This is a genomic window from Mycolicibacterium smegmatis (genome assembly GCF_001457595.1).
Classification (GTDB): Bacteria; Actinomycetota; Actinomycetes; order Mycobacteriales; family Mycobacteriaceae; genus Mycobacterium; species Mycobacterium smegmatis.
The window spans coordinates 631,624-658,278 of the sequence record NZ_LN831039.1; the positions used below are offsets into that span (position 1 = coordinate 631,624).

The window sequence follows — 26,655 nt, forward strand, 5'->3', positions numbered from 1 at the left end:
CGACGGCCGAGTTAATTTCAGCATGTACGCAGGGACCTCACAGGAAATATCCCTGCGCTGCACCTGGTTGTGTGCGTGTGTAAAGTTGCTCCACGCTGTACATAGGTAAACGAACTAATTCGCCAGGTGTGACTGGGTGCCGGGGTCGGGAGGTCTTGGGTGAACACTGGCTTGCTCTCACGTGTGCTGAAGCAGGCGTGGATCCCGCTGGTTCTGGCGGTGGTCCTTCCTGTCTCGGGACTTGTGGTGTGGCGGCTGCACGAGAAATTCGGCTCGGAGGATCTGAATGCCAACGCCGGGGCCGGGATCGAGATTGTGCAGTTCAACCCCAAGATCCTGGTCTACGAGGTGTACGGGCCACCCGGCAGCACGGCCCAGATCAGCTACTTCGACACCGACGCCAACGTCCATTCGGTGAACACGACACTGCCCTGGTCGGTCACGTTGTCCACGACGCTGCCCACTGTCAGCGCGAACCTGATGGCCCTGGGCAGCAATGACGAGATCGGTTGCCGCGTCACTGTCAACGGGATCGTCCGGGAAGAAAAGTCGGCCAACGGGATCGACGCGCAAACCTACTGCTTGGTGAAATCTGCATGATTCAAGGCCTGCACAACCGCAGCGATTCCAGACCGCTTCTTCCCCATGCCCTGAGGGTCCTGGCAATCCCGGTGATCCTGTTCTGGGTGGCGTTCGCCGCCGTGGTGAACATCATCGCGCCGCAGCTGGAGATCGTCGGCGAGGAGCATTCGGCACCGATGGCGCCCGAGGATGCGCCGTCGCTGACCGGTATGCACCGGATGGGCGGCAACTTCCAGGAGTTCGACTCCAACAGCACCGTGATGGTCGTCATCGAGGGTCAGGAACCGCTCGGCCCCGACGCGCACGCGTACTACGACGAGATCATCCGCAAACTCCGGCAGGATCCGGAACACATTCAGCACATCCAGGACTTCTGGGGCGACACCCTGACGGCGGCCGGCGCCCAGAGCGCGGACGGCAAAGCCGCATACGTGATGCTGAACCTCGCAGGCGAGCAGGGGCAGACGCTGGCCAACGACGGCGTGCAAGAAGTGCGGCAGGTGATCGCCGACACCCCGGCGCCGCCGGGCGTGCAGGCCTACGCCGCGGGGCCCGCAGCCCTCACCGACGACCTGCACGTGATCGGCAACGCCAGCCTCGGCAAGATCACGCTGTTCACGCTCGTCGCGATAGCGGTCATGTTGCTCATCGTCTACCGATCGATCGTCACGACGCTGATCCAGCTCGTGCTCACCGGTGTGGGCCTGCTGGCCTCGCGTGGCCTGATCTCGGTGCTCGCGACGCACGACGTGTTCGGGTTGACCACGTTCGCCGGGAACATCCTCACGATGCTCGCGATCGCGGCGGCCACCGATTACGGCATCTTCCTGTTCGGCCGGTACCGCGAGGCCCGCGGCGCGGGCGAGGACCCCGAGACCGCCTATTACACGACGTTCAAATCGGTGTCGCCGGTGATCGTGGGGTCGGGTCTGACGATCGCGGGGGCGACGTACTGCCTGAGTTTCGCGCGGCTGCCCTACTTCAGCACCATGGGCGCCCCGGTCGCGATCGGCATGATCGTGGTCGTCGCCAGTTCGGTGACCATGGGCCCGGCGGTGCTGTTCCTCGGCAGCAAGGTCGGCCTGTACGAGGCGAAACGCGCTGCCAAAGGCCGCTTCTGGCGACGTGTCGGCACGGCCGTCGTGCGCTGGCCCGCCCCGATTCTCGTGGCGAGCGCGTTCATCGTGCTCATCGGGGTCGTCGCCGTGCCGGGCTACCGGCCCGCCTACAACGACCGCTGGTACCTGCCCGACGATGCCCCGGTCAACATCGGGTTCGCCGCGGCGGACCGGCATTTCACGCAGGCGCGCATGAACCCCGACATCCTCATGGTCGAGGCCGACCACGACATGCGGAACCCGGCCGACATGCTGGTGCTCGACCGCGTGGCCAAGAACGTGCTGCGCACGCAGGGCATCGCGATGGTCCAGAGCATCACGCGTCCACTCGGAATCCCCATCCAGCACAGCTCGATTCCGTTCCAGACCGCGATCCAGGGACAGACCAGCAACCTGAACCTGCCGTTCCAGCGTGCGCAGTTGGACAACCAGCTCAAGATGGTCGAGGCGACGAACCAATCGATCGCCATCATGGAGAAGCAGTACGAACTGTCGCTGCGGCAGACCAAGCTCACGCAGGACTCGGCGGAGAAGTCGCGCGAACTGCTCGAGGTCACCAAGCAACTGCGCGACAACATCGCCAACTTCGACGACCAGTTCCGGCCGTTGCGCAATTACTTCTACTGGGAGCCACACTGTTTCGACATCCCGATGTGCGCGGCCGCGCGATCGTTGTTCGACTCCCTCGACACCGTCGACGAGTTGACCGACCGAACGTCGGCAGTGCAGGTCAACACCGATGAATTGGCGGACCTCGCACCGCAGTTGACCGCTCTGCTGCCGCAGACCATCGCGTCGATGAAGACCAGCCGCGATCTGTCGCTCGCGTCGTACAACTCGCAGAAGGCCCTGCTGGACCAGATGCAGGCCATGAACGACACCGCGCTGGCGATGGGGCAGAGCTTCGACGAGGCGAAGAACGACGACTTCTTCTACCTGCCGCCCGAGGCGTTCCAGAACCCGGATTTCGAACGCGGGCTCAAGATGTTCCTGTCACCGGACGGCAAGTCTGCACGCATGTTCATCACCCACCAGAGCGATCCGGCGACACCGGAGGGCATCGCCCGTGTGAACGCCGAACGCACTGCCGCGCAAGAAGGTCTGAAGATGTCGTCGCTGTCGGACGCCAAGATCTTCCTGGGCGGTACCGCGGCGACCTACAAGGACATGAGCGACGGTGCGCGCTACGACCTGATGATCGCGGTCGTGTCGGCGCTGACGCTGATCTTCATGATCATGCTCATCCTGACCCGCAGTGCGGTGGCCGCGCTGGTCATCGTGGGCACCGCGGCAAGCTCGATCGCGGCGTCGTTCGGCATTTCGGTACTGCTGTGGCAGGACCTGTTCGGCGTGGAGGTGCACTGGCTGGTCATGTTGATGTCGGTCATCATCCTGCTGGCCGTCGGTTCGGACTACAACCTGCTGCTCGTCTCGCGCTTCAAGGACGAGATCCACGCGGGGCTGAAAACCGGGATCATCCGGTCGATGGCCGGCACGGGCGGGGTGGTCACCTCGGCGGGTCTGGTGTTCGCCGCGACCATGGCCGCGATGCTGGGCAGTGAACTGGTGGTGCTCGCGCAGATGGGGTCGACCATCGCGATCGGTCTGTTGCTCGACACGTTGATCGTGCGGTCACTGCTCATGCCGTCGATCGCGACGCTGCTCGGTCGCTGGTTCTGGTGGCCGCAGGTGGTCTACCCCCGCGGGGACAACCATTTCCGGCGACCCACCGCCGTCAGCCGCGGCACAGGCGATGAGGACACCGCAGCGCTGCCCGTGCCGAGCTGACCCGGATTCCCCCTTCTCCACACCGTGTGCCATGACAGGGTGTGGAGATGGCCTACCTCGGTGAACTGCGGACCCATTGGCAGGCACTGACCGCAGCCACCGCCGGCCTGAGCGCCGGGCTCGCGCTGAGCGCCTACACCAACGCGGCGATGGGACCACAGTTCCTCGCCGCGTTCGGATGGGAGCGTTCGGACTTCGCGCTCACCGGCGTCATCACGCTGCTGACCTTCGTGTTCCTGCCTGTCTACGGGCGGCTCACCGACCTGTTCGGGGTGCGCCGGATCGCGGTGGTCGGCGTCGCCGGCCTGCCGGTGTGCTGGCTCGGCTATGCGCTGATGTCCGGGCCCATCTGGCAGTACTTCGCCATCAACGTCGCGGTGATCGCCCTCGGTGTCACCACCACGCCCGCCATCTACAGCCGTGTCGTCGCGACCCGGTTCGATCGGGCCCGTGGCCTCGCGCTGGCCATCGCGATCTCCGGCCCGCCGCTGCTCGGCGCGGTCAGCGCGCCCGTCGTCGCTGCGGTGAACCGCATCTTCGGCTGGCGCGCGGGATGCGTCGCCATCGCGGTGATGATCGCGGTGATCGGCGTGGTCGCGCTGCTCCTCATGCCCGCCGACCAAGCCAGACCGCCACGCGAGCGACGGACCGGTGACTACCGGATGATCGCGGGGACACCGGTGTTCTGGATCCTGCTCGCGGGTGTCCTGCTGTGCAATCTGTACCACTCGGTGACCACCAGCCAACTCGGCGTGATGCTCGACGACAGCGGTGCAGGCGACCGGATCGCGCTGCTCGTCACGGTTTTCGCCACGTCGGTGATCGTCGGCCGGTTCGTCTGCGGGGTGGCACTCGACCGGCTGCCGCCGCAGGCCGTCGCCGCGGTGGCGATGGCGCTTCCGGGTCTGGGGTGCCTGCTGGTGGCGTCATCCTGGGACGGGTTCGGCGTGCTCGTGATCGCGGTGTGCTGCCTCGGCGCCGCGTGGGGCGCTGAGGGCGACGTCATCGCCTACCTGGTCGCCCGCAGGTTCAGCCTCTCCGTCTACAGCACGGTGCTGGGCATCCTCTCGGCCCTCATCGGGGTGTCCTCGGCCCTGGGCGCGCTCATCCTGAGCCGCATGCTGGCCGAAAGCGACAGCTTCAACGGTTTTCTGCTGGTCGCAGGCAGTGCGGCAGTGATCGGCGGGACGCTGTTCCTGCTCGTGCGGCCGCAACGGAAAGCCTCCGGCGCGGCTTTACAAAAACCTGCCAAGATGTCACGGTAGGGCATGGACTTCTCACGGGTCGAGCTGTCGGACGAGGACACCCGGTTCCGCGACGAGTTGCGGGCGTTCCTCGCCGAGATCGTCACCGACGAGGTGATCCGGCGCGACCGCGAGACGGGCGAGAACTTCGACGAATCGGTGCATCTGGCCCTCGGTGGCGCAGGCTATCTGGCCGCGGACTACCGCTGCGCCGACGACGGCGGATTCAGCGCGGTGCGGCGACGCATCTGGGAACTGGAGATCGGCCGCGCCCACACCCCGTGGTTCCACTGGGGCACAACGGCCATGGCCGCGCACACCGTCGAGAAGTTCGGCACACCCGAACTCGTCGAGGAGGTGCTGCCCGGTGTGCTGTCCGGACGTGTGCGGATCTGCCTGGGATACACCGAACCCGAGGGCGGATCCGACGTCGCGACATGCAAGACCCGCGCCGTTCGCGACGGCGACGCTTGGATCATCAACGGCTCCAAGATGTTCACGTCCAATGCCCACAACGCCCAGTACGTCTTCCTGGTCACCAACACCGATCCCGAGGCGCCCAAGCACAACAGCCTCACCATGTTCCTGGTGCCGCTCGGCACCCCCGGCGTCGAGATCCAGGGCATCCGTACGGTCGACGGTGACCGCACCAACATCACCTATTACAGCGACGTCCGGGTGAGCGACCGCTACCGCGTCGGTGACGTCAACGGCGGATGGGGCGTGCTGCGCGGGGCCCTGGACGTCGAGCACGGCACGTTCGAGCGCGACACGCACGGCCTGCAGAAGATCGCCACGATGACCGAGCACATCACGCTGATGGCCGAGGCGCTCGACCTCGTTGCCGCCCAGGCACCCGGCGACGGGGCGTCCCGGTTCCGGCTGGGGCGTGGCATCGCCTGCACGGAGGCCGCGATGAGTACACCGGACATGTACGGACGCGTCGCCATCGCGCAGACCATGCGTGACGTGACACCGGACCTCATGGACATCCTCGGTCCGGCGGGTGCGCTGACCGACGGTGTGGAGTACATCTTCCGGCTGGCCGGGCCCACCGGCATCTACGGCGGCACCCTTGAGGTGTTCCGCAACATGATCGCCCAGCACGGTCTGGGCCTGGGGAAACCGAACTACGCACAACCGGTCAAGAAGGTGTCGTGACACGCTCGGTAACCTGGCCTGGGTGAGTGTCTTCGACAAGGCGATCGACCTGCAACCCGCCGGCGACGGCCACTTCCAGGGCAGCACCGTGCCCGAGTGGGCGAACATGGTGGGCCCGTTCGGCGGGATCACCGCGGCCGCGTTGATCCGCGCGATCCAACTGCATCCGCAGTGTCACGGCCAGCCGATCGCGCTGACCGTCAACTACGTCGCCCCGATCGCCGACGGCGACTTCGACGTCGACACCAAACTGGTCCGCACCAACCGGTCCAACCAGCACTGGATCGTCGAACAGAGTCAGGGTGGCGAGGTGAAGACCACCGCGACAGCGGTTTTCGGGCTGCGCCGCGACACCTGGTCGGATGCCGAGGCCACGCCGCCGTCCGCACCGGAACCTGACGGGCTGGAGCAGGCGGCGTCGCCGCTGACGTGGTTCGCCAACTACGACATCCGGTACGTCGACGGCGCGGTGCCCGCGGCCGAGGGGCCCGGGTCGGACTCGTCGACCACCACGCTGTGGGTGCGCAACAACCCTGCGCGGCCACTCGATTTCGCGGCGCTCACCGCGGTCGGTGACATCTTCTTCCCGCGGGTGTTCCTGCGCCGCGGGCAGTTCCTGCCGGCGGGCACCGTGACGCTCACGATCTACTATCACGCGAATGCCGCGCAGATCGACTCCGCCGGTGACGATTTCGTTCTCGGCACCGCGCGTGCGCACCAGTTCACACGGGGCTATTTCGACCAGACCGCACACCTGTGGAGCCGCGACGGCGTGCCGCTCGCGACGTCACATCAGTACGTGTACTTCAAGGGCTGACCGGCCGGTTCTCGGGCGGCAACGACTGCAGCGCGATCCACGCACTGACCCGCGTCTGCGGGTCGTCGAGCCGCCCGGGCAGCAGCGCCTCGATCGCGTCGAGGCGGTTGCGGACGGTGTTGCGGTGCAGGCCTAGTTCCTCGGCCACCTTGAGCCGCGAACCGTGATGGCGCAGGAAGCACCGCAGCGTCTCCAACTGCTCGGAATCCAGCCCGGACAACCAGGATTCGGCGAATGCCGCGGCCCGCTGCGGATCGATGAGCCCCAGCGGCCCGTCGTTGACGACGTGGTCCCACACCACGAGCGCTGCGGTGGGCGTGGTCTGGGCCAGCGCGAGGCCTGCCGTACGGTAGCCCGACGCGCCGTCGTCCGACGGCACCGCGGCGCCGACGCCCACCTGCAGTCCCGCGTCCACCATCGACTCGCCGGCGGCCTCGGCCCGCTCGGGAACCGCGACGGCGCAGAGTTCGTCGGCGTAGGTGCCTGCGAGGATGCCGCGCCGCTCGAGGGCGGTGACGGCGTCGGTGATCTCGGAATCACCGCCGGTGGCCCGCAAGAATCTGATCCGCTCCGGGATGACGAGTGCGGGCGCATCCACCTCGAGGATCAACTGCGCTGTGCGGGAATCGTTTCCCGCGAGCAACTCGATCGCGCGACTGTGCAGGTGCTGACGTGTCGTTGAGCGACTGCGGCGCTGTTCGTCGACCAGGCCCAGAACGGCGACCGAGGTGGTCAGGGCGTCGCGTTCGGCATCCGAGAGCCGCACCGGACCCATCGTCGCGAGATACGCCGCGGGCCTGCCGCGTAATCCGATGGGCTGCACCGACAACGACAATGCCGGACGGGACTGCGTGGCAGCCGATCGTCCGGCCTGTGTCTGCAGGCGCCGGACGTCGGCGGCTGCGTCGTCGAACGGGAACTCGCCGCGCCGCGGACCGACCGGGCCGGTCAGCGCTCGCCCGTCGGGGGACATCAGGCACGCCGCCCCGTCGAGTGCCTGGGCCAGGGCCGTGACCACGGCTGTTGCGGGATCGCGTTTCGTCGCCGCGGAGATCAACTTCCTCTGGGTCTGCAGCGCGGCCTGTGTGGCGGCCGATTCCTGCTCGGAGAGCAGGCGCGCCACCTCCCGGCTGATCGCGACGAACGTCGTGCGCCGCGGCACCTCGAAGAGGTTGACGTCGTGTTCGCGGCACGCGGCGATCAGCGCGGTGGGGGTGCGTTCGTGTGTCAACCCGATGCCGAAACCCACGGCCGCGACCGCGGCGCCGGCCAGCCGCCGCACGTAGTCGTCCCATTCCCGACCCCAGGTGCGCGTCTCGATGCCGGTGGTGAGCAGGATCTCGCCACCTTCGAGAAACGGCGTCGGATCGGGCAGTTCGCTCGTGGCGACCCAACGGATGTCGGCGTCGGCCCGGCCCACGAGCACACCGCGCAACCCGAGCGCTCGCACACCCAGGACCTCGGAGACGCTGACCATGCTGACAGTTTTGCACAGCCGACTGCAGAAAAGTTGTGCTTAGATGCACTGCACGCACGTGACCTGCGTATTTACCGTGGACTCACATACCCGCACAAGGAGGACACCCGTGACCATCGCCGAGATCGCCGGTCGGACACTCACCCAGGAACGCCGGCTCGTCACCGCCATTCCCGGCCCGATCTCGCAGGAGCTGCAGGCGCGCAAGCAGAGTGCCGTGGCGGCGGGTGTCGGCGTGACGCTGCCGGTCTACATCGTCGCGGCCGGTGGCGGCGTGCTCGCGGACGCCGACGGCAACCAGCTCATCGACTTCGGCTCGGGCATCGCCGTCACCACCGTCGGCAACAGCGCACCCGCCGTCGTCGACGCGGTGACGCAGCAGGTCGCAGCGTTCACCCACACGTGCTTCATGGTCACGCCCTACGAGGGATACGTGAAGGTGGCCGAGCACCTCAACCGGCTCACCCCGGGCGATCACGAGAAGCGCACGGCGCTGTTCAACTCCGGCGCCGAAGCCGTCGAGAACGCGGTCAAGATCGCGCGTGCCTACACCCGCAGGCAGGCGGTGGTGGTGTTCGACCACGCCTACCACGGCCGCACCAACCTGACCATGGCGATGACCGCCAAGAACCAGCCGTACAAGCACGGCTTCGGCCCGTTCGCCAACGAGGTGTACCGCGTGCCCACGTCGTACCCGTTCCGCGACGGCGAGACCGACGGCGCGGCCGCCGCGGCGCACGCCCTCGACCTGATCAACAAGCAGGTCGGCGCCGACAACGTCGCCGCCGTGGTGATCGAACCCGTCCACGGTGAGGGCGGATTTGTCGTTCCCGCACCGGGATTCCTCGGCGCTCTGCAGAAGTGGTGCACCGACAACGGCGCGGTGTTCGTCGCCGACGAGGTGCAGACCGGATTCGCCCGCACCGGTGCGCTGTTCGCGTGCGAGCACGAGAACGTGGTGCCCGATCTGATCGTCACCGCCAAGGGCATCGCAGGCGGTCTGCCGCTGTCGGCGGTGACCGGTCGCGCCGAGATCATGGACGGCCCGCAGTCCGGTGGCCTCGGCGGCACCTACGGCGGCAACCCGCTGGCGTGTGCCGCCGCGCTCGCGGTGATCGACACCATCGAGCGTGAAAACCTCGTCGCGCGGGCCCGCGCGATCGGCGAGACCATGCTGAGCCGCCTCGGTGCGCTCGCCGCAGCCGATCCGCGCATCGGCGAGGTGCGTGGCCGCGGCGCCATGATCGCTGTCGAACTGGTCAAGCCGGGCACCACCGAGCCCGACGCCGACCTGACCAAGCGCGTCGCCGCCGCTGCGCACGCGCAGGGCCTGGTGGTGCTGACGTGCGGCACCTACGGCAACGTGCTGCGCTTCCTGCCCCCGCTGAGCATGCCCGACCACCTGCTCGACGAAGGACTCGACATCCTGGCCGCAGTGTTCGCAGAGGTGAAGTGAACATGAACTACCAGGACGCGATCGCCGGGCTCGACGCCAAGCACGGCATCCTCATCGACGGCAACGCCCGCGGCGCCGACGCCACGTTCGACGTGCACGATCCCGCGACGGGCGAGGTGATCGCCGCGGTGTCCGACGGCTCGGCCGCCGATGCGGTGGCCGCGGTCGACGCCGCACAGAAGGCGTTCGGCGCGTGGGCCGCCACCAGCCCGCGTGAGCGCAGCGAGATCCTGCGTCGCGCATACGAACTGATCCTCGCCGACATCGACCGGCTCAGCGCGCTGGTGTGCGCCGAGAACGGCAAGTCGCAGGCCGATGCCCGCGCCGAGGTCACCTACGCCGCCGAGTTCTTCCGCTGGTTCAGCGAGGAGGCCGTGCGCACCGACGGCGCCTTCGGCAGCAACCCGGCAGGCAACGCACGAACTCTGGTGACGCACAAGCCCGTCGGCGTCGCCGCGCTGGTAACGCCGTGGAACTTTCCGGCCGCCATGGCGACTCGCAAGATCGCACCCGCGCTGGCCGCGGGGTGCACCGTGGTGCTCAAGCCTGCGGCCGAGACACCGCTGACCGCCCTGGCGATCGCGGCCATCCTCACCGACGCCGGGGTACCTGCAGGCGTGGTCAACCTGGTGCCGACCAGCGACGCGGGTGCGGTGGTGTCGGCGTGGCTCGCCGACGCACGGGTCCGCAAGATCTCATTCACGGGGTCCACCGGCATCGGGCGGGTGCTGCTCAAGCAGGCCGCCGACCGTGTCGTCAACGCCAGCATGGAACTCGGCGGCAACGCACCGTTCGTGGTGACCGCCGACGCCGACATCGCCAAAGCGGTCGAGGGTGCGATGCTCGCGAAATTCCGTGGCGCGGGCCAGGTGTGCACCGCCGCCAACCGGTTCTACGTGCACGCCTCGGTGCACGACGAGTTCGTCGCGGCGTTCGCCGCCAAGATCGAGGCGCTGCGCGTGGGCCCGGCCGCCGACCCGGCATCGGAGATCGGCCCGCTGGTCAGTCCGCGCGCCGCGCAGCGCGTGTCCGCGGCGATCGACGCCGCGGTCGCCGACGGCGCGGTCGTCGCGGCGAAGGCCCCCACGCCCACCGAGGGCTGGTTCGTCGCACCGACCCTGCTGACCGACGTCGCACCGGACGCGGCGATCCTGACCGACGAGATCTTCGGCCCGGTCGCTCCCGTGGTGGCCTGGGAGGACGAGGACGAACTGCTGCGCTGGGCCAACGACACCGAATATGGTTTGGCAGCCTACGTTTTCGCCGGTCGCCTGCAGGATGCGCTGCGGATCGCCGAACGCATCGACGCGGGCATGGTCGGCGTCAACCGGGGTGCGGTATCGGATCCGTCGGCGCCGTTCGGCGGGATGAAGCAGAGCGGTCTGGGCCGCGAAGGCGCCCGCGAGGGACTGCAGGAGTTCCAGGAGACCCAGTACTTCAGCGTCGCGTTCGACTGAATTCCGGGGCGCTCAGTACGGGGTGCTGTGCAGTATCAGGCTGAACAGCAGCAGCACCATGCTTATCAGCGAGACGATCATGAGCACACCCACCGCCACGGTGATCAGGCAACTGACGCAGGCGCGCTTGCCGCGCCGTATCCTGGCGAGCTGTTCGTCGTGCCTGAGCTCTGTTGCGACGAACGCGAATTCGACGTCCGCGAGTTCACCGGCGGCGGCGGGTGCCCCGTCGGCGAGTTCGCGCAGGCGCGTCGCGGCGATGCCCACGCCCACACCGGCGAACCGCCGACTCAAGCGACGCGCCTGCCACCGGGTCAAACGGTGCCGGCGCGTAGGCGTCGAATACGGCCAGGGTGCCCACCCGCCGCTGTACGCGGTCACAGTGGCTTCAGTCTAAGTCTCTTTGCTCGCGCCGAAACGGCATTCCGGCAGGCTTCTTCTCGAAATTTCCCTGCTGGAATGACGTTTCGGCGGAAAGCGGCCTGAAAGTTCCCGCTACACTTACCGTAAACACAACGGTTAGGGGCCGCCTTGATCAAGGTCATGCAGGGTGTACGGGTGTTGGAGGTCGCGCAGTTCACGTTCGTTCCCGCGGCCGGAGCGATCCTCGCCGACTGGGGCGCCGACGTGATCAAGGTTGAGCATCCTGTGCGGGGCGACACCCAGCGGGGCTTCATCAACATGGGCGGGTTCCAGCTCGACCCCAACCGGCATCCGCTGATCGAGCATCCCAACCGCGGCAAGCGCAGCGTCGGCATCGACGTGTCCAAGCCCGAGGGGCAGGAGGTGCTCTACGAGTTGGCGCAGGTGTCGGATGTCTTCCTCACCAACTACATGCCGCAGGCCCGGGAGAAGAACAAGTTCGACGTCGAGCACATCCGGGCGGTGAACCCGAACATCATCTACGCGCGCGGCAGCGCGTACGGCGACAAGGGGCCCGAGCGGCTCGCCGGCGGGTTCGACGGCACCGCGTTCTGGACCCGCAGCGGTGTGGGGCACGCCCTGACACCCGAGGAACTCGGCGGCGCGTTGTCGCAGGGGATCCCCGCGTTCGGCGACTCGATCGGCGGGATGAACATCGCGGGCGGGATCGCCGCGGCGCTGTTCCACCGCGACCGCACGGGCGAGGCGCTCGAGGTCGACGTGTCCCTGCTGTCCACCGCGTGGTGGGCCGCGGGCGCGAGCGTCACGCAGGGCATGGAGACCGGCGAGACCATGCGTTCCCAGATGCCCGACACGATCGGGCCCACGGTCAACCCGTTCCTGGGGAACTACCAGACGTCCGACGGCGGCACCATCAACCTGTGCATCGTGAGCCCCACCGGCTACATCCGGGACACTTTCGAGCATCTCGGCCTGGCCGAACTCGCCGACGATCCGCGGTTCTGCGACGTGCTGCCGCTCATCGAGCACGCCGCAGAGGCCGCCGAGCGCATCGCCGAGGCGATCCGCAGCAGGCCGTTCGAGTACTGGCGCCGGCACCTCAAGACCATGAAGGGGCAGTGGGCGCCGTTCCAGAGCCTGGTCGACCTGGCGACCGACGAGCAGGCCATCGCCAACGACATGGTCGTCGAGGTCGAGGCGGCCGACGGCGGCGAACCGTTCCGCGTGGTGCGCGGACCCGTGCAGTTCAACCATGAACCGCTGGAGACCACGCGCGCCCCGCAGGCCTCCGAGCACACCGAGGTGGTGCTCATGGAGCTGGGGCTGGACTGGGACCGAATCGGGAAACTCAAGGACGTGGGCGCGATCGCCTGAGAATTGCGGATTCCTCCGGCGGATCGAGAACAGACAAACGAAAGGGCTGTCGGACGTGATGTCCGACAGCCCTTTCGCTGTGTTTCGGAGAATCCCGGCGGGTAACGGTCCCGTCTCCGCCCTGTCACGGGCGTGTCGACGATGTTGCCGGAGGGCCCGGGGGCCCGGTCTCAGCGTGCGGTCAACTGCAGTTGTGAGAGACGGTGCCGGCGGTGCAGCAGGACGCTCAGCCAACGGATGTCGATCAGCATGGCGGGTTGGCCTTTCTGGTCAGGCGCTCTTGACGAGCAGGGGCAGGAGTCGCCGGCGGGCCATGGTGCCCTCGGCGAAGTGATGCAGAGCGTCGGGTACCGATGCCGTCAGCGGCACACCGGCGTCGTCGTCGTCGAGTTCGGCCAGCACGGCGCCGCTGGCGACGACCGCCCAGTCCACGCCCAGTTCACCGCAACGTGCGTCGATGGCGTAGAAGAGTGAAACGGCTTGCGGTGCAAAGCTGTTCACCCCACTCAGATCGAGCACGATGGACTTCTCGGGAATGACGAGGCGGCGGACGTACGCCGAGATCTGGTCCAGATTTTCACTGCCGATGGCACCCTTGACCGTCACCACGGTCGCGAGCTGCCGGTGATGCGCACGCATCGACGCGCCGTCACAGACCACTGCAGGATTGCCGTACCGAAAATGATTGTCCGAAGCCGGGGTGTTGCTCGTGATAGTCATGATCAGCCTCCCGTCGTTCTTCGAGCTGGCGGTTGGGCTTCTTCGCTTCAACCTTGAGCACAACGCTAAGGGCGCAATCTAAGGCGGCAGGGTGCCAGCGTTGAGACTTTGCTAAGAACGCCAGGAACGTACTCGCCGGTAAGGTCCTGGGGCGCGAATGGTGCTGGTGGGGACACTTGACGGCGGATCACGCCGTGGTCTAGCGTGACCGCCATCACGAATTGAAACGTTTCAATACGGAGCGAATTTGACTGCCTCAGCCGCACCCACCATGCAGCGCGTCTGCTTCGTCCTCCAGCTCAGGCCCGAGCGGATGGACGAGTACCTCACGGCCCACGAGCAGGTCTGGCCTGAAATGCTGGAGGCACTGTCGGAAGCCGGGTGGCACAACTACTCGTTGTTCGTCCGCGAGAGCGACGGACTGGTGGTCGGCTACCTGGAGACCGACGACTTCGCCTCGGCGCAGAAACGCATGGCGGAGACCGACGTCAACGCGCGGTGGCAGGCCAACATGGCCGAGTTCTTCGTCAGCGACGGGTCCAACCCCGACCAGCTGATGACGCCCCTGTTCGAGTACTTCCACCTGGCATGACGCCGCCCCAGATCCCATCACCTGTGAATCGAGGAAACCCATGAAGCTCGGAGCGCGGTCCACCACCGGGTGGCGGGCGACCATCGCGGTCGCGATGTCGAACTACATCGAGGCCGGATCGATCATCGCGATCGCCACCAGCCTGGGGTTCTGGCAGACGGCGTTCGGCATCAGCAACTTCGCGGTCGGTCTGCTCGCGGCACTGAGCGCCAACGCCTTCGGCGCCGCGATCGGCGCCATTTTGGGCGGACCGTTGTGCGACCGCTTCGGCCGCAAGGCCATCTACACCTACGACCTGCTGGTGTACATGGCCGGCGTGCTGCTCGCGGCATGCGCGGTCAACTACGCGATGCTGCTGGCGGCGTTCATCATCACCGGCATCGCGGTCGGCGCGGGTGTCCCCGCGTCGTGGACCTACATCGCCGAACAGGCACCGTCGGTCGAGCGGGCCAAGCACGTCGGCACCGCGCAGTTGGCGTGGTCGGTGGGCCCGCTGATCGGTTTCGCGCTGGCGGCCGCGCTCGCGCCGCTCGGCCTGCTGGGCTCGCGGCTGATCTTCATCCACCTCTTCGTGGTCGCGGGCGTCGTGTGGTGGGTCCGCCAGGGTCTGGCCGAATCGCAGATCTGGACCGACGAGGCCAAGAACGAGACGCAGGCCGAGACGAAGGCCGTGGCCTCCGCGGTCGGACTGCGCGGACTGCGCGGATTGTTCTCCAAGCGCGTCAACATCACCGCGCTGCTGTTCCTCGGCGGCATCTACCTGTTCTGGAACACCGTGGCCGGGCAGGCCGGCATCTTCATGCCGCGTGTGTACGACACCGCGGGTCTGCACAGCCCCGTCGCGCAGAACCTGCTGCAGGTGCTGGTGTGGGGGTGCACGGTCGCGGCCACGTACTTCGGGTTCATGCGGTACGCCGACCGCGTCTCGCAGCGCCTCCTCTATGTCGGCGGCGCAGCGCTGGGCATCGTGGGCTGGATCGTGCTGGTGGCGTTCACCGACGGCGGCGTGCCGACCATGCTGGCGTTCGCGGTGCTGTGGGGTGTCTCGGCCGGTATCGGCGCGCAGGCCTTCTACAGTCTGTGGGCCAGTGAGCTGTTCGCGACGCCGTACCGCGCCAGCGCGCAGGGCGTGATGTTCTTCGTCGTGCGCACCATGACGGGCGTGCTCAGTTACTTCTTCCCGACGCTGCTGGCCGTCACCGGGCTCACCGCGGTCGGTGTGCTGCTCGTCGTGCTTTTGACCATCGCGATGCTGATCGGCGCGTTCGGCGCGCCGGCCACGCGCGGCAAGACGCTGCGGGAGATCGAGGTCGAACGCTACGGCGCCCCCGTGAGCCCGACGGCAGAAGACAAGGAAAGGACCCCGGCATGAGTGCGATCAACGTGCACCCGGCCCTCGACAACCTCGCGATCGAACTGCCCTCGTGGGCGTTCGGCAACTCCGGCACGCGGTTCAAGGTGTTCGGCACGCCCGGCACACCGCGCACGGTCGAGGAGAAGATCGCCGACGCCGCCATGGTGCACCGGATGACCGGTCTGGCGCCGCGCGTCGCGTTGCACATCCCGTGGGACACCGTCGACGACTACGCCGCGCTGGGCGTCTACGCGCGCGAGCAGGGCGTCGAACTGGGCACCATCAATTCCAACACCTTCCAGGACGACGACTACAAGTTCGGCAGCCTGACCCACACCGACAAGGGCGTGCGGCAGAAGGCCATCGACCACCACCTCGCGTGCATCGAGATCATGAATCAGACCGGATCGCGCGACCTCAAGATCTGGCTGGCCGACGGCACCAACTACCCCGGACAGGGCGACATCCGCGGCCGCCAGGACCGGCTGGCCGAATCGCTGGCTGCGATCTACCAGCACATCGGGCCTGACCAGCGAATGGTGCTGGAGTACAAGTTCTTCGAGCCGGCCATGTACATGACCGACGTGCCCGACTGGGGTACGGCCTACGCCCAGGTCAGCGCGCTCGGCGAACGCGCCGTGGTGTGCCTGGACACCGGGCACCACGCGCCGGGCACCAACATCGAGTTCATCGTCGCGCAGCTGCTGCGGCTGGGGAAGCTCGGCTCCTTCGACTTCAACTCGCGGTTCTATGCCGACGACGACCTCATCGTCGGGGCGGCCGATCCGTTCCAGCTGTTCCGCATCCTGTTCGAGGTGATCCGCGGCGGCGGGCTCGATCCGTCGTCCGGCGTCGCGCTGATGCTCGACCAGTGCCACAACGTGGAAGCCAAGATCCCCGGGCAGATCCGTTCGGTGCTCAACGTGGCCGAGATGACCGCACGCGCATTGCTTGTCGACACCGAGGCGCTCGCCGAGGCGCAGGAGAACGGCGACGTCCTTGGCGCCAACGGGATCTTCATGGACGCCTTCTACACCGATGTGCGTCCGGCCCTGGCGAAGTGGCGCGTCGACCGCGGGCTGCCGGGGGACCCGATGGCCGCGTACGCCGCATCGGGATACCAGGACACGATCAACGCAGAACGAGTCGGCGGCACGCAGTCGTCGTGGGGAGCATGAGCATGAACGCCGAACAAACGGTCGCAGAGCTGATCGCCCGGTCCAACCGGCTGGGCTCGGACCCGAAGAACACCAACTACGCCGGCGGCAACACCTCGGCCAAGGGCACCGACACCGACCCGGTCACCGGGCAGCCTGTCGAACTGTTGTGGGTCAAGGGATCCGGCGGTGATCTCGGAACGCTCACCGAGAACGGGCTCGCGGTACTGCGACTGGACCGCATGCGCGCACTGGTGGACGTGTACCCCGGGGTCGAGCGCGAAGACGAGATGGTCGCGGCGTTCGACTACTGCCTGCACGGCCGCGGTGGCGCGGCGCCGTCGATCGACACCGCCATGCACGGCCTGGTCGACGCCGCTCACGTCGACCACCTGCACCCCGACTCGGGTATCGCGCTGGCCACCGCGGCCGACGGTGAGGCGCTGACCAAGCAGATCTTCGGCGATCGCGTGGTGTGGGTGCCGTGGCGGCGCCCAGGCTTCCAGTTGGGCCTCGACATCGCCGACATCAAGCGACGTAACCCCCAGGCCATCGGCACCATCCTCGGCGGGCACGGCATCACGGCGTGGGGCTCGACTTCCGCAGAGGCCGAGGCACATTCGTTGGAGATCATCGAGACCGCCGAACGCTACATCGCCGAGAACGGGCGGCCCGAGCCGTTCGGCGCCCCGCTTGCCGGGTACGGCGCGCTGCCCGACGACGCACGACGCGCCAAGGCCGCGCAGCTCGCACCGTTCATCCGCGGTCTGGTCTCCACCGACAGGCCGCAGGTCGGCCACTTCACCGACGACCCTCGTGTGCTCGAATTCCTCTCCGCCAGTGAGCATCCCCGCCTCGCGGCGCTGGGCACCAGCTGCCCCGACCACTTCCTGCGCACCAAGGTCAAGCCGCTCGTGCTGGATCTGCCCGCCGACGCCACGGTCGACGAGTGCAAGAACCGGTTGGCCGAACTGCACGAGGCCTACCGGGTGGATTACCAGGCCTACTACGACCGGCACGCCACGCCCGACAGCCCCGCGATCCGCGGAGCCGACCCGGCCATCGTGCTGATCCCCGGCGTCGGCATGTTCAGCTACGGCAAGGACAAGCAGACCGCCCGCGTGGCAGGCGAGTTCTACCTCAACGCCATCAACGTCATGCGCGGTGCCGAGGCCATCTCCACCTACGCGCCCATCGACGAGGCCGAGAAGTTCCGCATCGAGTACTGGGCACTCGAAGAGGCCAAACTGCAGCGCATGCCCAAACCCAAACCGCTGGCCACGCGGATCGCACTGGTCACCGGTGCGGCCTCGGGCATCGGCAAGGCCATCGCGACCCGCCTGGCCGCCGAAGGCGCCTGCGTGGTGATCGCCGACCTGGACGGCGCCAAGGCGGAATCCGCGGCAGCCGAGATCGGTAACACCGACGTGGCCGTCGGGATCGCCGCCGACGTCACCGACGAGGCCGCGGTACAGGCCGCGGTCGACGCGACCGTACTGGCCTTCGGCGGCATCGACATCGTGGTGAACAATGCCGGGCTCTCGCTGTCGAAGTCGTTGCTGGACACCACCGCCGAGGACTGGGACCTGCAGCACAACGTGATGGCCCGTGGCTCGTTCCTGGTGTCGAAGGCCGCGGCACGCGCGCTCATCGAGCAGAAGCTGGGCGGCGACATCATCTACATCTCGTCGAAGAACTCGGTGTTCGCCGGGCCCAACAACATCGCCTACTCGGCGACCAAGGCCGATCAGGCGCATCAGGTTCGGCTGCTGGCGGCCGAACTCGGCGAGCACGGCGTCAAGGTCAACGGCATCAACCCCGATGGTGTGGTACGCGGCTCGGGTATCTTCGCCGGCGGTTGGGGCGCCAAACGTGCCGCGGTGTACGGGGTTCCGGAAGAGGAGCTGGGCAAGTACTACGCGCAGCGCACCCTCCTCAAGCGTGAGGTCCTGCCCGAGCACGTCGCCAACGCGGCGTTCGCGCTGTGCACGTCGGACTTCTCGCACACCACCGGTCTGCATGTGCCGGTGGATGCGGGGGTCGCCGCGGCGTTTTTGCGATGAGCGCTTGCGCGAAGAGCCGAGAACAGCGATGAGCGCCATACAGGTCGCGGCCGTCGACCTCGGGGCCACCAGCGGCCGCGTGATGGTCGCCGACATCGACGGCGACCGACTCGACATGCGCACGGTGGCGCGGTTCCCGAACGATCCGGTGACCCTGTGGAACGGCACGGGCGACGAGTTGCGCTGGAACGTGCCCACGCTGTACGGCCACGTCATCGACGGGCTCACCCGGGCCGGACGCGACTGCGACAGCCTGGTCGGCGTCGGCGTGGACTCGTGGGCCGTCGACTACGGTCTGCTGCGCGAAGGACGGCTGCTGTCGCTGCCGATGCACTACCGCGACGCGCGCACCGCTCGTGGCGTCGAGTTGGTGCACGATGTCCTGGACGCACCGGAGCTCTACCGGCGCAACGGGATCCAGTTCCTGCCGTTCAACACCGTGTACCAGCTTGCCGCCGAGCGGGCGAGCGGCCTGCTCGACCTCGCCGACACCGTGTTGCTGGTGCCCGACCTGCTGACGTATTGGCTCACCGGTCAGCGCGTGGCCGAGCGCACCAACGCCTCGACCACGGGACTGCTGGCGTTGGACGGCACCTGGGACCGGGACCTGATGACCCGGTTGGACCTGCCGCACACGTTGTTCCCGCCCATCGTGGAGGCGGGCAGTCGCTGCGGCCCGCTGTTGCCGAGCGTCGCCCGACAGATCGGGCTGACCGGCAAGGCCGGCGCCGAGGTGGTGTCGGTGGCCTCCCATGACACCGCGTCGGCCGTCGCGGCCATCCCGATGGATCCCGATCACGCGGCCTACATATCGTGCGGCACATGGGGACTGGTGGGCGTCGAGCTGGGCCGTCAGGTGGCCACCGATGCCGCCCGCGAGGCGAACTTCACCAACGAGGTTGGCGCCGACCAGCGGATCCGATTCCTGCACAACGTGATGGGTCTGTGGCTGCTGAGCGAGACCCTCCGGCAGTACGAGCGCGACGGCCACGACGTCGATCTCGCCGACCTGCTGGCCGGTGCCGCGCAGGCACCCGCGCCGCCCGTGGTGTTCGACACCGACGATCCGCGGTTCTTGCCACCGGGGGATCTGCCGGCGCGCATCAGCGCCTGGTATGTCGAGCGGGGACACACCCCGCCCGCGGATCCCGTGCAGATGGTGCGTGCGATCCTGGAGAGCCTCGCCGCGGCATTCGCGTCGGCGGTCTGCACGGCCGCCGAGCTCTCCGGCGTCGACGTGCGGACGGTGCACATGGTCGGCGGTGGATCCCAGAACGAGTTGCTGTGCCAGCTGACGGCCGACCGGATCGGGATGCCGCTGCTGGCAGGGCCGGTGGAGGCCACAGCCCTGGGCAACGTACTGCTCACGGCCCGCGCGCGGCACGTCATCAGCGGCGACCTGGCGAGTTTGCGTGCACGCGTCGCGCAGTGGTTCCCCCCGCGGCGCTACCTTCCCCGAACCAGCCGTACCACTGCCATGGTGTGATGTACCCGTGGTGAGCATGCGAGAGGTAGCTGCCGCGGCCTCGGTGTCGGTGGGCACGGTGTCCAACGTGCTCAACGCGCCGGACAAAGTCGCACCGGCAACAGTGGCGCGGGTGCAGGCGGCCATCGACAAGCTGGGGTTCGTGCGCAACGACGCGGCGCGTCAGCTCAAGGCAGGCCGCTCGCGCAGCGTCGGACTCGTGGTGCTGGACATCGGCAACCCCTTCTTCACCGACATCGCCCGCGCCGCGGAGCGTCGTGCCGGCGAGCACAACCTCACAGTGCTGCTCGGGACGTCCGACGACGACGCCACCCGTGAGCGCGCGTACGTCGACGCGTTCGACGAACAACGCGTGTACGGGCTGCTGGTGTCGCCGGTGGGCGAGGATCTCAACCGCCTTGTCGCACTGCGTGAGCGGGGCACTCCCGTGGTGCTCGTCGACCGTGACGGCGGCGGCACCCCGTTCGACTCGGTCGCCGTGGACGACGTCGCGGGCGGCTGTCTGGCCGTGCAGCACCTGTGCGCCACCGGCCGCCGGAAGATCGCGTTCGTGGGCGGCCCGGGAACGCTGCGCCAGATCCGTGACCGCCGCCGCGGCGCGGCCGACGCCGTGGGGCGGACCCCAGGCGCGACGCTGGAGATCATCGACACCGACGCGCCGAGCGTGCTGGCCGGCCGGGCCGTCGGTGAACAACTGCGCCGACGCGCCCGCCAGGACCGGCCGGACGCGGTCTTCTGTGCCAACGACCTGCTCGCCATCGGCGTGCTGCAGGCGCTGAGCCTTACGGGCGATCTCCGTGTGCCAGACGACATGGCGCTGGTCGGCTACGACGACATCGACTTTGCGCGTTCGGCGGTCGTGCCGCTCACGTCGGTGCGCCAGCCCACGGGCGAGATCGGGACCACGGCGGTGGACCTGCTGATCGGTGCGGCCGAGGACGCGACCGGCCGCAACCCCGAACATGTTGTCTTCCAACCGGAATTGGTCGTCCGCGATTCGACGAGTTGACCCTTCTCAGCCTCCGCGAGATCGACGAAAACGTCGTCGGTGTCGAGGCGCGGCGACATTTGCGTCGGTTTCGCGTGGGGTTCGGGCTAGAGGATCAACACGTCGAGCGTGCGCGGGCCGTGCACCCCTTCGACGCGTTCGAGTTCGATGTCGCTGGTCGCGCTCGGTCCCGAGATGAAGGTCAGTGGGCGCTCGGTGCCGAGCGCGGCGAAACCCTGCGGAACGATGTCGACGATCTGATCGGTGCGCACGACGCAGATGTGGTGATCGGGCACCAGGGTCAGGGCGCGGCGGCCCTGCGTGGCGCCTGCGTCGAGCACGATGGTGCCGGTTGCGGCGATGCCGACGGCACACCCGGTCAGCACAGCATCCGCGGCGTCGAGTTGCTCGACAGTCAGCACAGGATCGTCGGAAAGGATGCGCACACCGGTGATCCACTCGGCCGGCACATCAGGCGGCACCACCACGGTGGCGTCGGATCCGGTGAGCTCGCGCACCAAACCGGCGATGTCGGAGGCGGCCACGCGGTGCACCCGGGCGCGGTATTCGGCGACGGCCTCGGCGAACCGCTCGACGTCGGCCGGACCGCTCAACGGTTCGCGGTGGTATTCGCGCGGCACCGTGACGGGCTGCGGCGGTACGGCGGCCAGCGCCGAGCGGATGCGGCCCAGCACCGCGGCCCGGCCGTCGGTCCCGGTCATCGCGAACCTCCCTCGTGCGTGCGGTTCCACCATTGCCGGAAGGTTTCCTTCGGTGGTTCGGGAAGGTCGCGGCTGCTGGTCCACTTGGAGGCGGGCCACGGCAGCGTCGAGATGCGGTGGTCCTTGCCCGCGATGACACGTCCAGCCGCAAGCGCCTTCTCCGCCAACGAGAATCGCTTCGCATCCGACATGGCCCAGCCGGCGGCCTTCATCGCGATGTCCTGCCCGCCCGGCAGGCCGCCCCGCTCGGAATCGACCTGCTGTGCGCGCAGGTGCACCAGGATCGACGGGATGTCGATACGGACCGGGCACGCCTCGAAGCACGCGCCGCACAACGACGACGCATAAGGCAGGCTCGCATTGGGATCGTCGTGCCCGGTGGTCCCCGTGAGCTGAGGGCTCAGAATCGCACCGATCGGGCCCGGGTACACCGACCCGTAGGCGTGGCCACCGGTGCGCTCGTAGACCGGGCACACGTTCAGGCATGCGCTGCACCGGATGCAGTGCAGCGCAGCGCGTCCGACCTCGTCGGCCAGGACGCGGGTGCGCCCGTTGTCGAGGAGCACCAGGTGGAATTCCTGCGGCCCGTCGCCCGGGTGTACGCCCGTCCACATCGACGTGTACGGGTTCATGCGCTCCGCGGTCGACGACCGGGGGAGCAGCTGCATGAACACTTCCAGATCGGCGAACGTGGGCACGATCTTCTCGATGCCCATCACGGTGATCAGCGTCTCGGGCAGGGTCAGGCACATCCGGCCGTTGCCCTCGGACTCGACCACCGCGAGCGTACCCGTCTCGGCCACACCGAAATTCGCGCCGCTGATCGCCACGCGGGCGGTGAGGAACTTGCGGCGCAGATGCGCGCGGGCAGCCATCGCGAGCACCCGCGGATCGTCGGACAACTCACCGGCGTCGGGCATCTCGCGAGAGAAGATCTCCCGGATCTCCGAGCGGTTGCGGTGGATCGCGGGCACCAGGATGTGGCTGGGCTTGTCGTGGCCGAGTTGCACGATCAACTCGGCCAGATCGGTTTCGAACGCCGCGATGCCCTGGGCCTCGAGGTGTTCGTTGAGGCCGATCTCCTGCGTGGCCATCGATTTGACCTTGACCACCTCGTCGGATCCGGTGGCGCGGATGAGATCGGTGACGATGCGGTTGGCCTCGTCGGCGTCGCGGGCCCAGTGCACCACCCCGCCGCGTGCGGTGACATTGCTCTCGAGTTGCTCGAGCAGTTCCGGCAGGCGGGCCATCACGTCCTGTTTGAGCGCACTGCCCGCGGCGCGCAGGTCTTCCCAGTCGTCGCATTCGGCGACGGCGCGCAGACGTTTACCGCGGATGGTCTGTGTGGCGTGGCCGATGTTGCGGCGCAGCTGCGAGTTCGCGAGCGCACCGCGCGCGGCGTGCGGGAACGATTCGTCGCCACGCAGGTTCCCGAGTCCCGGGCTGCCGAGGAATGTCGTGCTCATGCTTCTGCTCCCGCGAGGATCTCCGCCAGGTGCACGGTGCGGACCCCGGAGCGCAGCCGGCTCAGGCCACCGCCGATGTGCATCAGGCACGACGAGTCACCCGCGCTGCACACCTCGGCGCCGGTCTCCAGGATGTGTGTCATCTTGTCGGCGAGCATGGCCGTCGACGTGTCGGAGTTCTTGAGCGCGAACGTGCCGCCGAACCCGCAGCAGGATTCGGCGGCGGGAAGCTCTACGAGGGTCAGCCCGCGAACGTTGCGCAGCAGCCGCAGCGGTTTGTCGCCGACTCCGAGCATCCGCAGCGAGTGGCAGGTCGGGTGGTAGGTGACCCGGTGTGGGTAGTAGGCGCCGACGTCGTCGACGCCGAGCACGTCGACGAGGAACTCCGAGAGTTCGTAGGTGCGCTCGGCGATCTTCTCGGCGCGTACCGCCAGGTCCTCGTCACCGGCGCGGCGCGCGACCATGGCGTGCTGGTGGCGTACCGAACCGACGCACGATCCGGACGGTGCGACCACGGCGTCACAGCGTGCGCTCTCGAAACTCTCCACGTGGTTGCGCACCACCGCCACGGCCTCTTTGAAGTAGCCGGTGTTGATGTGCATCTGTCCGCAGCAGGTCTGCTGCGACGGGAAGACCACCTCGTGCCCCAGCCGCTCGAGCAGCTGGACGGTGGCGATGGCGGCAGGCGGAAAGAGCGCGTCCGCCAGACAGGTCGCGAACAGGGCGATTCGCATAACCCTCCTAGACTGTGGTCTGACCACACTACCGCGTTCGTCCACTGTGTGGTCAGACCACACGGAGAAAAAGGGCTACAGTCGTCGCCATGCGCGCACATGAGCTGGTGCTCGAGCGGATCGAACGCGATCTGGTCGCAGGCGCCATCACGGTCGGCGACCGGTTGCCGCCCGAGCGTGCGCTCGCCGAGAGCCTCTCGGTGAGCCGGGCGTCGGTACGCGAAGCCATCCGGGTGCTCGAGGCCATGGGCGTCATCCGCACGGCCGCGGGTTCCGGACCGGACGCGGGCGCGATCGTCACGGCCGATGCGGCCACGTCGATCGGATCGGCGCTGCGACTGCACACCGCGACGCGCGCACTGCCCATCGAGGACCTGGTGAGCACGCGAATCCTTCTGGAGGCCTCGGCTTTACGCGATGCGGCGGCGTTGTCACCGCGTCCGGACCTCGCCGGGATCAACGCACGGCTCGACGCGATGGACGACCCGGACCTGGGACCCGAGGAGTTCCACCGCCTCGACGCGGAGTTCCACGTCGCATTGACGGCGCTGGCCGGCAACGTCGTCGTCGAGGCCATGATGGCGGCACTGCGCGGCGCCATCCAGGGGTACATCCTGGCCGGGGTGCCCCGCCTTGCGGACTGGGGCGGAGTCGCGGCGAACCTGCGCTGCGAGCACAGGCGCATCGTCACCGCGCTGTCGCGCGGACAGGGCAACAAGGCCGCTGAGCTGGCCCGCGCCCACATCGAAGGTTATGTAGACCTGATCAAAAGCTGACAGCTGGGCTACGGTGGTTCAGTGCCCGTCAGCCCGTGTGTCAGGTGGGCGGCAATTGTCATGGCCGCAGTGGTCCCGGCGTGCACGAGCCCTGAGCGGCAGCCCGAGATGCAGGAGTCACCCGAGCGTGCCGTGCATCGGCACATCGCCGCGGCCAAGACCGGCGACGTCGCGACGCTGCGGTCGGGCGCGTGCGGCCGGCTCGCGAGCGTGATCCGGCCGCGGTCGGACGCCGAGATCCGTGACGAGTTCATCGCGCTGTACGAGGTGGGGCCGGACGTCCTGTCGGTCGACTCCGAGGAGGACGGTCCGCAGCGCATCGTCACCGGGTACTACTCCGAGGTCGCCGACCTGGACATCTCGTTCATCGTCGAGGACCACGGCGGGTGGAAGGTCTGCGAGATCCGCAGAGGTAACGGAGTCTTCGGTCCGCTGCCGGGTCCGTTCGAGGACTAGCGGCGCCACTGTGCGCCCGAATAGTTCTCCCACGGGCTGTAATCGGCGATGAGCTCCTCCTGGGGCGGGCGCTCACCCTCCGGGACGTGTTGCAGATTGATCCGGATCCGGTACCAGATCGAGCTCGGACCTCGCATACCGTCGACCAGGATGTCCACGGGCTCAAGCTTTTTCGATACCTCCGGGTAGCGTTCCCGCCAGATGTCGAGCGCGGCCATCGCCTCGTCCTTGGTCTTGGTGCGGGCGATCTCGATCAGCGGCATCGTCGAGGCGCGTCGCCCGTCGCGGGACGCGCCCTTGGGTGCCTTCTCGGCGGGACCGAGTTCCTCGGCGAGCGCGAGCAACCCGTCGAGACCGCCGACCGCGGTGTCCATGCCCTCCCACGGATCCCCGATCTCGGCGAACCGGTCGGGCACGGTCGCGATGGTGAACTCCTCGGGCCGGCACGTCGGCACCTCGTCCCAGCGCAGCGGGGTGGACACCCTTGCGTCCGGCGTCGCGCGCACCGAGTAGGCCGAGGCCACCGTGCGGTCCTTGGCGTTCTGGTTGAAGTCCACGAACACCCCCTCGCGTTCCTCCTTCCACCAATGTGCGGTGGCGAGGTCGGGAGCGCGCCGTTCGACCTCACGGGCGACCGTCTGCGCGGCCAGGCGGACCTTCGCGTACGGCCAGTCGCGGCTGATGCGGGCATAGATGTGGAAACCGCGCGAGCCCGAGGTCTTGGGCCACGCGGTCAGGCCGTGATCGGAGAGCACCTCGCGCGCGACCATCGCGACGTCGAGGATCTGCTGCCACTCGACGCCGGGCATGGGGTCCAGGTCGACGCGGAGTTCGTCGGGATGGTCGAGGTCGTCGGCGCGCACCGGGTGCGGGTTGAGGTCCACACATCCGAGGTTCACGGCCCACGCGAGACCTGCGGTGTTGCGGAGCACGGCCTCTTTGGCCGAGGTACCGGAGCGGTACTTGAGTTCGGCGACCTCGATGAAGTCGGGGCGTTTCTCAGGCGCGCGCTTCTGGAATATCGCCTCGGTGGCGATGCCCTTGACGAAGCGTTTGAGGATCATCGGCCTGCCGAACACCCCGCGCAGCGCGCCGTCGGCCACCGCGCGGTAGTAGTTGACAAGGTCGAGTTTGGTGACGGCCGCACGCCCGTCGTACTCGGGGAAGATCACCTTGTCGGGGTTGGTGACCGAGACCGTCAGGCCGTCCAACTCCAGCGTCAGTGCACCGGCCATCATCACATCGTAGTGACTTCCCGCAACTGCGATGGTTGTCACATATTG

General features: G+C 67.9%; 23 protein-coding genes. 16 read left to right on the top strand and 7 right to left on the bottom strand.

The genetic code is table 11. From position 1 onward, the window contains the following. The first annotated feature begins 159 nt into the window (after positions 1-159). From AT701_RS02760 to AT701_RS02780, 5 genes are read left to right on the top strand one after another with little or no spacing between them, the layout of a single operon-like run. Complete coding sequence (locus tag AT701_RS02760; RefSeq protein ID WP_014876806.1) at positions 160-600, top strand: MmpS family transport accessory protein; 441 nt, start codon at positions 160-162, stop codon at positions 598-600. Continuing rightward, on the top strand, positions 597-3,488 hold the full coding sequence (locus AT701_RS02765) for an MMPL/RND family transporter (protein WP_011727041.1): 2,892 nt from the start codon (positions 597-599) through the stop codon (positions 3,486-3,488). The genes AT701_RS02760 and AT701_RS02765 overlap by 4 nt, the downstream gene beginning before the upstream one ends. Positions 3,489-3,535: 47 nt before the next feature. Beyond that, positions 3,536-4,753 carry an MFS transporter gene (locus AT701_RS02770; RefSeq protein WP_223495297.1) on the top strand — a complete coding sequence of 406 codons (1,218 nt, stop codon included), beginning with the start codon at positions 3,536-3,538 and terminating at the stop codon, positions 4,751-4,753. A 3-nt stretch (positions 4,754-4,756) separates the two neighbouring features. Continuing rightward, positions 4,757-5,893, top strand: a complete 1,137-nt coding sequence (locus AT701_RS02775; RefSeq protein WP_003891999.1) for an acyl-CoA dehydrogenase family protein — start codon at positions 4,757-4,759, stop codon at positions 5,891-5,893. Positions 5,894-5,915: 22 nt separating this feature from the next. Next, a complete protein-coding gene (locus AT701_RS02780) occupies positions 5,916-6,710 on the top strand; it encodes an acyl-CoA thioesterase (RefSeq protein ID WP_058125111.1) in 795 nt (264 codons plus the stop codon). Here AT701_RS02780 and AT701_RS02785 read toward each other — a convergent pair. Continuing rightward, a complete protein-coding gene (locus tag AT701_RS02785; RefSeq protein WP_058125112.1) occupies positions 6,700-8,187 on the bottom strand; it encodes a PucR family transcriptional regulator in 1,488 nt (495 codons plus the stop codon). The genes AT701_RS02780 and AT701_RS02785 overlap by 11 nt on opposite strands. A 109-nt stretch (positions 8,188-8,296) precedes the next feature. Between AT701_RS02785 and gabT the strand changes: the two genes are divergently transcribed. Then, positions 8,297-9,643, top strand: coding sequence for a 4-aminobutyrate--2-oxoglutarate transaminase (gene gabT / locus AT701_RS02790; RefSeq protein WP_058125113.1), 1,347 nt, complete (start codon positions 8,297-8,299; stop codon positions 9,641-9,643). 2 nt (positions 9,644-9,645) lie between these two features. Continuing rightward, positions 9,646-11,100, top strand: coding sequence for an NAD-dependent succinate-semialdehyde dehydrogenase (locus AT701_RS02795; protein ID WP_003892003.1), 1,455 nt, complete (start codon positions 9,646-9,648; stop codon positions 11,098-11,100). A gap of 12 nt (positions 11,101-11,112) precedes the next feature. Here AT701_RS02795 and AT701_RS02800 read toward each other — a convergent pair whose 3' ends face one another. Continuing rightward, positions 11,113-11,394, bottom strand: coding sequence for a hypothetical protein (locus tag AT701_RS02800; RefSeq protein WP_036452461.1), 282 nt, complete (start codon positions 11,392-11,394; stop codon positions 11,113-11,115). Positions 11,395-11,643: 249 nt separating this feature from the next. Here AT701_RS02800 and AT701_RS02805 point away from each other — a divergent pair, with 249 nt between their 5' ends. Further along, entirely contained in the window at positions 11,644-12,858 is a 1,215-nt protein-coding gene (locus AT701_RS02805) for a CaiB/BaiF CoA transferase family protein (protein ID WP_029104252.1), read from the top strand. 270 nt (positions 12,859-13,128) lie between these two features. On the opposite strand, the gene AT701_RS02810 is transcribed toward AT701_RS02805, so the two are convergent. Then, positions 13,129-13,578, bottom strand: a complete 450-nt coding sequence (locus AT701_RS02810) for an STAS domain-containing protein (RefSeq protein WP_014876808.1) — start codon at positions 13,576-13,578, stop codon at positions 13,129-13,131. Positions 13,579-13,849: 271 nt separating this feature from the next. On the opposite strand from AT701_RS02810, the gene AT701_RS02815 reads away from it, so the two are divergent. Genes AT701_RS02815 through AT701_RS02840 form a run of 6 tightly spaced genes read left to right on the top strand, consistent with a single transcriptional unit; the run spans position 13,850 to position 21,239 of the window. After that, complete coding sequence (locus AT701_RS02815) at positions 13,850-14,170, top strand: L-rhamnose mutarotase (RefSeq protein ID WP_011727046.1); 321 nt, start codon at positions 13,850-13,852, stop codon at positions 14,168-14,170. 40 nt (positions 14,171-14,210) lie between these two features. Continuing rightward, positions 14,211-15,542 (top strand): MFS transporter, encoded by a 1,332-nt coding sequence (locus AT701_RS02820; RefSeq protein WP_011727047.1) that lies wholly within the window; start codon positions 14,211-14,213, stop codon positions 15,540-15,542. After that, positions 15,539-16,702, top strand: coding sequence for an L-rhamnose isomerase (gene rhaI, locus AT701_RS02825; RefSeq protein WP_011727048.1), 1,164 nt, complete (start codon positions 15,539-15,541; stop codon positions 16,700-16,702). The genes AT701_RS02820 and rhaI overlap by 4 nt, the downstream gene beginning before the upstream one ends. 2 nt (positions 16,703-16,704) lie before the next feature. Continuing rightward, positions 16,705-18,744, top strand: coding sequence for a bifunctional rhamnulose-1-phosphate aldolase/short-chain dehydrogenase (locus AT701_RS02830; protein WP_014876809.1), 2,040 nt, complete (start codon positions 16,705-16,707; stop codon positions 18,742-18,744). Between the two features lie 28 nt (positions 18,745-18,772). Continuing rightward, entirely contained in the window at positions 18,773-20,230 is a 1,458-nt protein-coding gene (locus tag AT701_RS02835; RefSeq protein ID WP_058125114.1) for a rhamnulokinase, read from the top strand. A gap of 16 nt (positions 20,231-20,246) precedes the next feature. Next, positions 20,247-21,239, top strand: coding sequence for a LacI family DNA-binding transcriptional regulator (locus tag AT701_RS02840; RefSeq protein WP_029104251.1), 993 nt, complete (start codon positions 20,247-20,249; stop codon positions 21,237-21,239). 86 nt (positions 21,240-21,325) lie between these two features. Here the strand turns inward: AT701_RS02840 and AT701_RS02845 are convergent, their stop codons facing one another. The 3 genes from AT701_RS02845 to AT701_RS02855 are packed head-to-tail and all read right to left on the bottom strand — an operon-like array spanning position 21,326 to position 24,140. Next, complete coding sequence (locus AT701_RS02845; RefSeq protein WP_011727052.1) at positions 21,326-21,973, bottom strand: LutC/YkgG family protein; 648 nt, start codon at positions 21,971-21,973, stop codon at positions 21,326-21,328. Next, entirely contained in the window at positions 21,937-23,406 is a 1,470-nt protein-coding gene (locus AT701_RS02850) for a LutB/LldF family L-lactate oxidation iron-sulfur protein (protein ID WP_011727053.1), read from the bottom strand. The genes AT701_RS02845 and AT701_RS02850 overlap by 37 nt, the downstream gene beginning before the upstream one ends. Further along, positions 23,403-24,140, bottom strand: a complete 738-nt coding sequence (locus tag AT701_RS02855) for a (Fe-S)-binding protein (protein WP_003892015.1) — start codon at positions 24,138-24,140, stop codon at positions 23,403-23,405. Before AT701_RS02855 ends, AT701_RS02850 begins: the two co-directional genes overlap by 4 nt. 89 nt (positions 24,141-24,229) lie before the next feature. On the opposite strand from AT701_RS02855, the gene AT701_RS02860 reads away from it, so the two are divergent. Together AT701_RS02860 and AT701_RS02865 are read left to right on the top strand one after the other, a co-directional pair. Then, a complete protein-coding gene (locus AT701_RS02860; RefSeq protein ID WP_011727054.1) occupies positions 24,230-24,916 on the top strand; it encodes a FadR/GntR family transcriptional regulator in 687 nt (228 codons plus the stop codon). A 60-nt stretch (positions 24,917-24,976) separates the two neighbouring features. Then, positions 24,977-25,372 carry a hypothetical protein gene (locus AT701_RS02865; protein ID WP_003892017.1) on the top strand — a complete coding sequence of 132 codons (396 nt, stop codon included), beginning with the start codon at positions 24,977-24,979 and terminating at the stop codon, positions 25,370-25,372. Here the strand turns inward: AT701_RS02865 and AT701_RS02870 are convergent. Continuing rightward, positions 25,369-26,607 carry a DNA polymerase domain-containing protein gene (locus tag AT701_RS02870; RefSeq protein WP_014876812.1) on the bottom strand — a complete coding sequence of 413 codons (1,239 nt, stop codon included), beginning with the start codon at positions 26,605-26,607 and terminating at the stop codon, positions 25,369-25,371. The genes AT701_RS02865 and AT701_RS02870 overlap by 4 nt on opposite strands. Positions 26,608-26,655 lie beyond the last annotated feature (48 nt).

Bases quoted from the DNA above. Each gene is read 5' to 3' on its own strand.
- AT701_RS02765 (WP_011727041.1), top strand. From the start codon at position 597: ATGATTCAAGGCCTGCACAACCGCAGCGATTCCAGACCGCTTCTTCCC.
- AT701_RS02770 (WP_223495297.1), top strand. From the start codon at position 3,536: ATGGCCTACCTCGGTGAACTGCGGACCCATTGGCAGGCACTGACCGCA.
- AT701_RS02775 (WP_003891999.1), top strand. From the start codon at position 4,757: ATGGACTTCTCACGGGTCGAGCTGTCGGACGAGGACACCCGGTTCCGC.
- AT701_RS02785 (WP_058125112.1), bottom strand. From the start codon at position 8,187: ATGGTCAGCGTCTCCGAGGTCCTGGGTGTGCGAGCGCTCGGGTTGCGC.
- AT701_RS02795 (WP_003892003.1), top strand. From the start codon at position 9,646: ATGAACTACCAGGACGCGATCGCCGGGCTCGACGCCAAGCACGGCATC.
- AT701_RS02805 (WP_029104252.1), top strand. From the start codon at position 11,644: ATGCAGGGTGTACGGGTGTTGGAGGTCGCGCAGTTCACGTTCGTTCCC.
- AT701_RS02810 (WP_014876808.1), bottom strand. From the start codon at position 13,578: ATGACTATCACGAGCAACACCCCGGCTTCGGACAATCATTTTCGGTAC.
- AT701_RS02815 (WP_011727046.1), top strand. From the start codon at position 13,850: ATGCAGCGCGTCTGCTTCGTCCTCCAGCTCAGGCCCGAGCGGATGGAC.
- AT701_RS02820 (WP_011727047.1), top strand. From the start codon at position 14,211: ATGAAGCTCGGAGCGCGGTCCACCACCGGGTGGCGGGCGACCATCGCG.
- rhaI (WP_011727048.1), top strand. From the start codon at position 15,539: ATGAGTGCGATCAACGTGCACCCGGCCCTCGACAACCTCGCGATCGAA.
- AT701_RS02830 (WP_014876809.1), top strand. From the start codon at position 16,705: ATGAACGCCGAACAAACGGTCGCAGAGCTGATCGCCCGGTCCAACCGG.
- AT701_RS02835 (WP_058125114.1), top strand. From the start codon at position 18,773: ATGAGCGCCATACAGGTCGCGGCCGTCGACCTCGGGGCCACCAGCGGC.
- AT701_RS02840 (WP_029104251.1), top strand. From the start codon at position 20,247: ATGCGAGAGGTAGCTGCCGCGGCCTCGGTGTCGGTGGGCACGGTGTCC.
- AT701_RS02845 (WP_011727052.1), bottom strand. From the start codon at position 21,973: ATGGTGGAACCGCACGCACGAGGGAGGTTCGCGATGACCGGGACCGAC.
- AT701_RS02850 (WP_011727053.1), bottom strand. From the start codon at position 23,406: ATGAGCACGACATTCCTCGGCAGCCCGGGACTCGGGAACCTGCGTGGC.
- AT701_RS02855 (WP_003892015.1), bottom strand. From the start codon at position 24,140: ATGCGAATCGCCCTGTTCGCGACCTGTCTGGCGGACGCGCTCTTTCCG.
- AT701_RS02860 (WP_011727054.1), top strand. From the start codon at position 24,230: ATGCGCGCACATGAGCTGGTGCTCGAGCGGATCGAACGCGATCTGGTC.
- AT701_RS02865 (WP_003892017.1), top strand. From the start codon at position 24,977: ATGGCCGCAGTGGTCCCGGCGTGCACGAGCCCTGAGCGGCAGCCCGAG.
- AT701_RS02870 (WP_014876812.1), bottom strand. From the start codon at position 26,607: ATGGCCGGTGCACTGACGCTGGAGTTGGACGGCCTGACGGTCTCGGTC.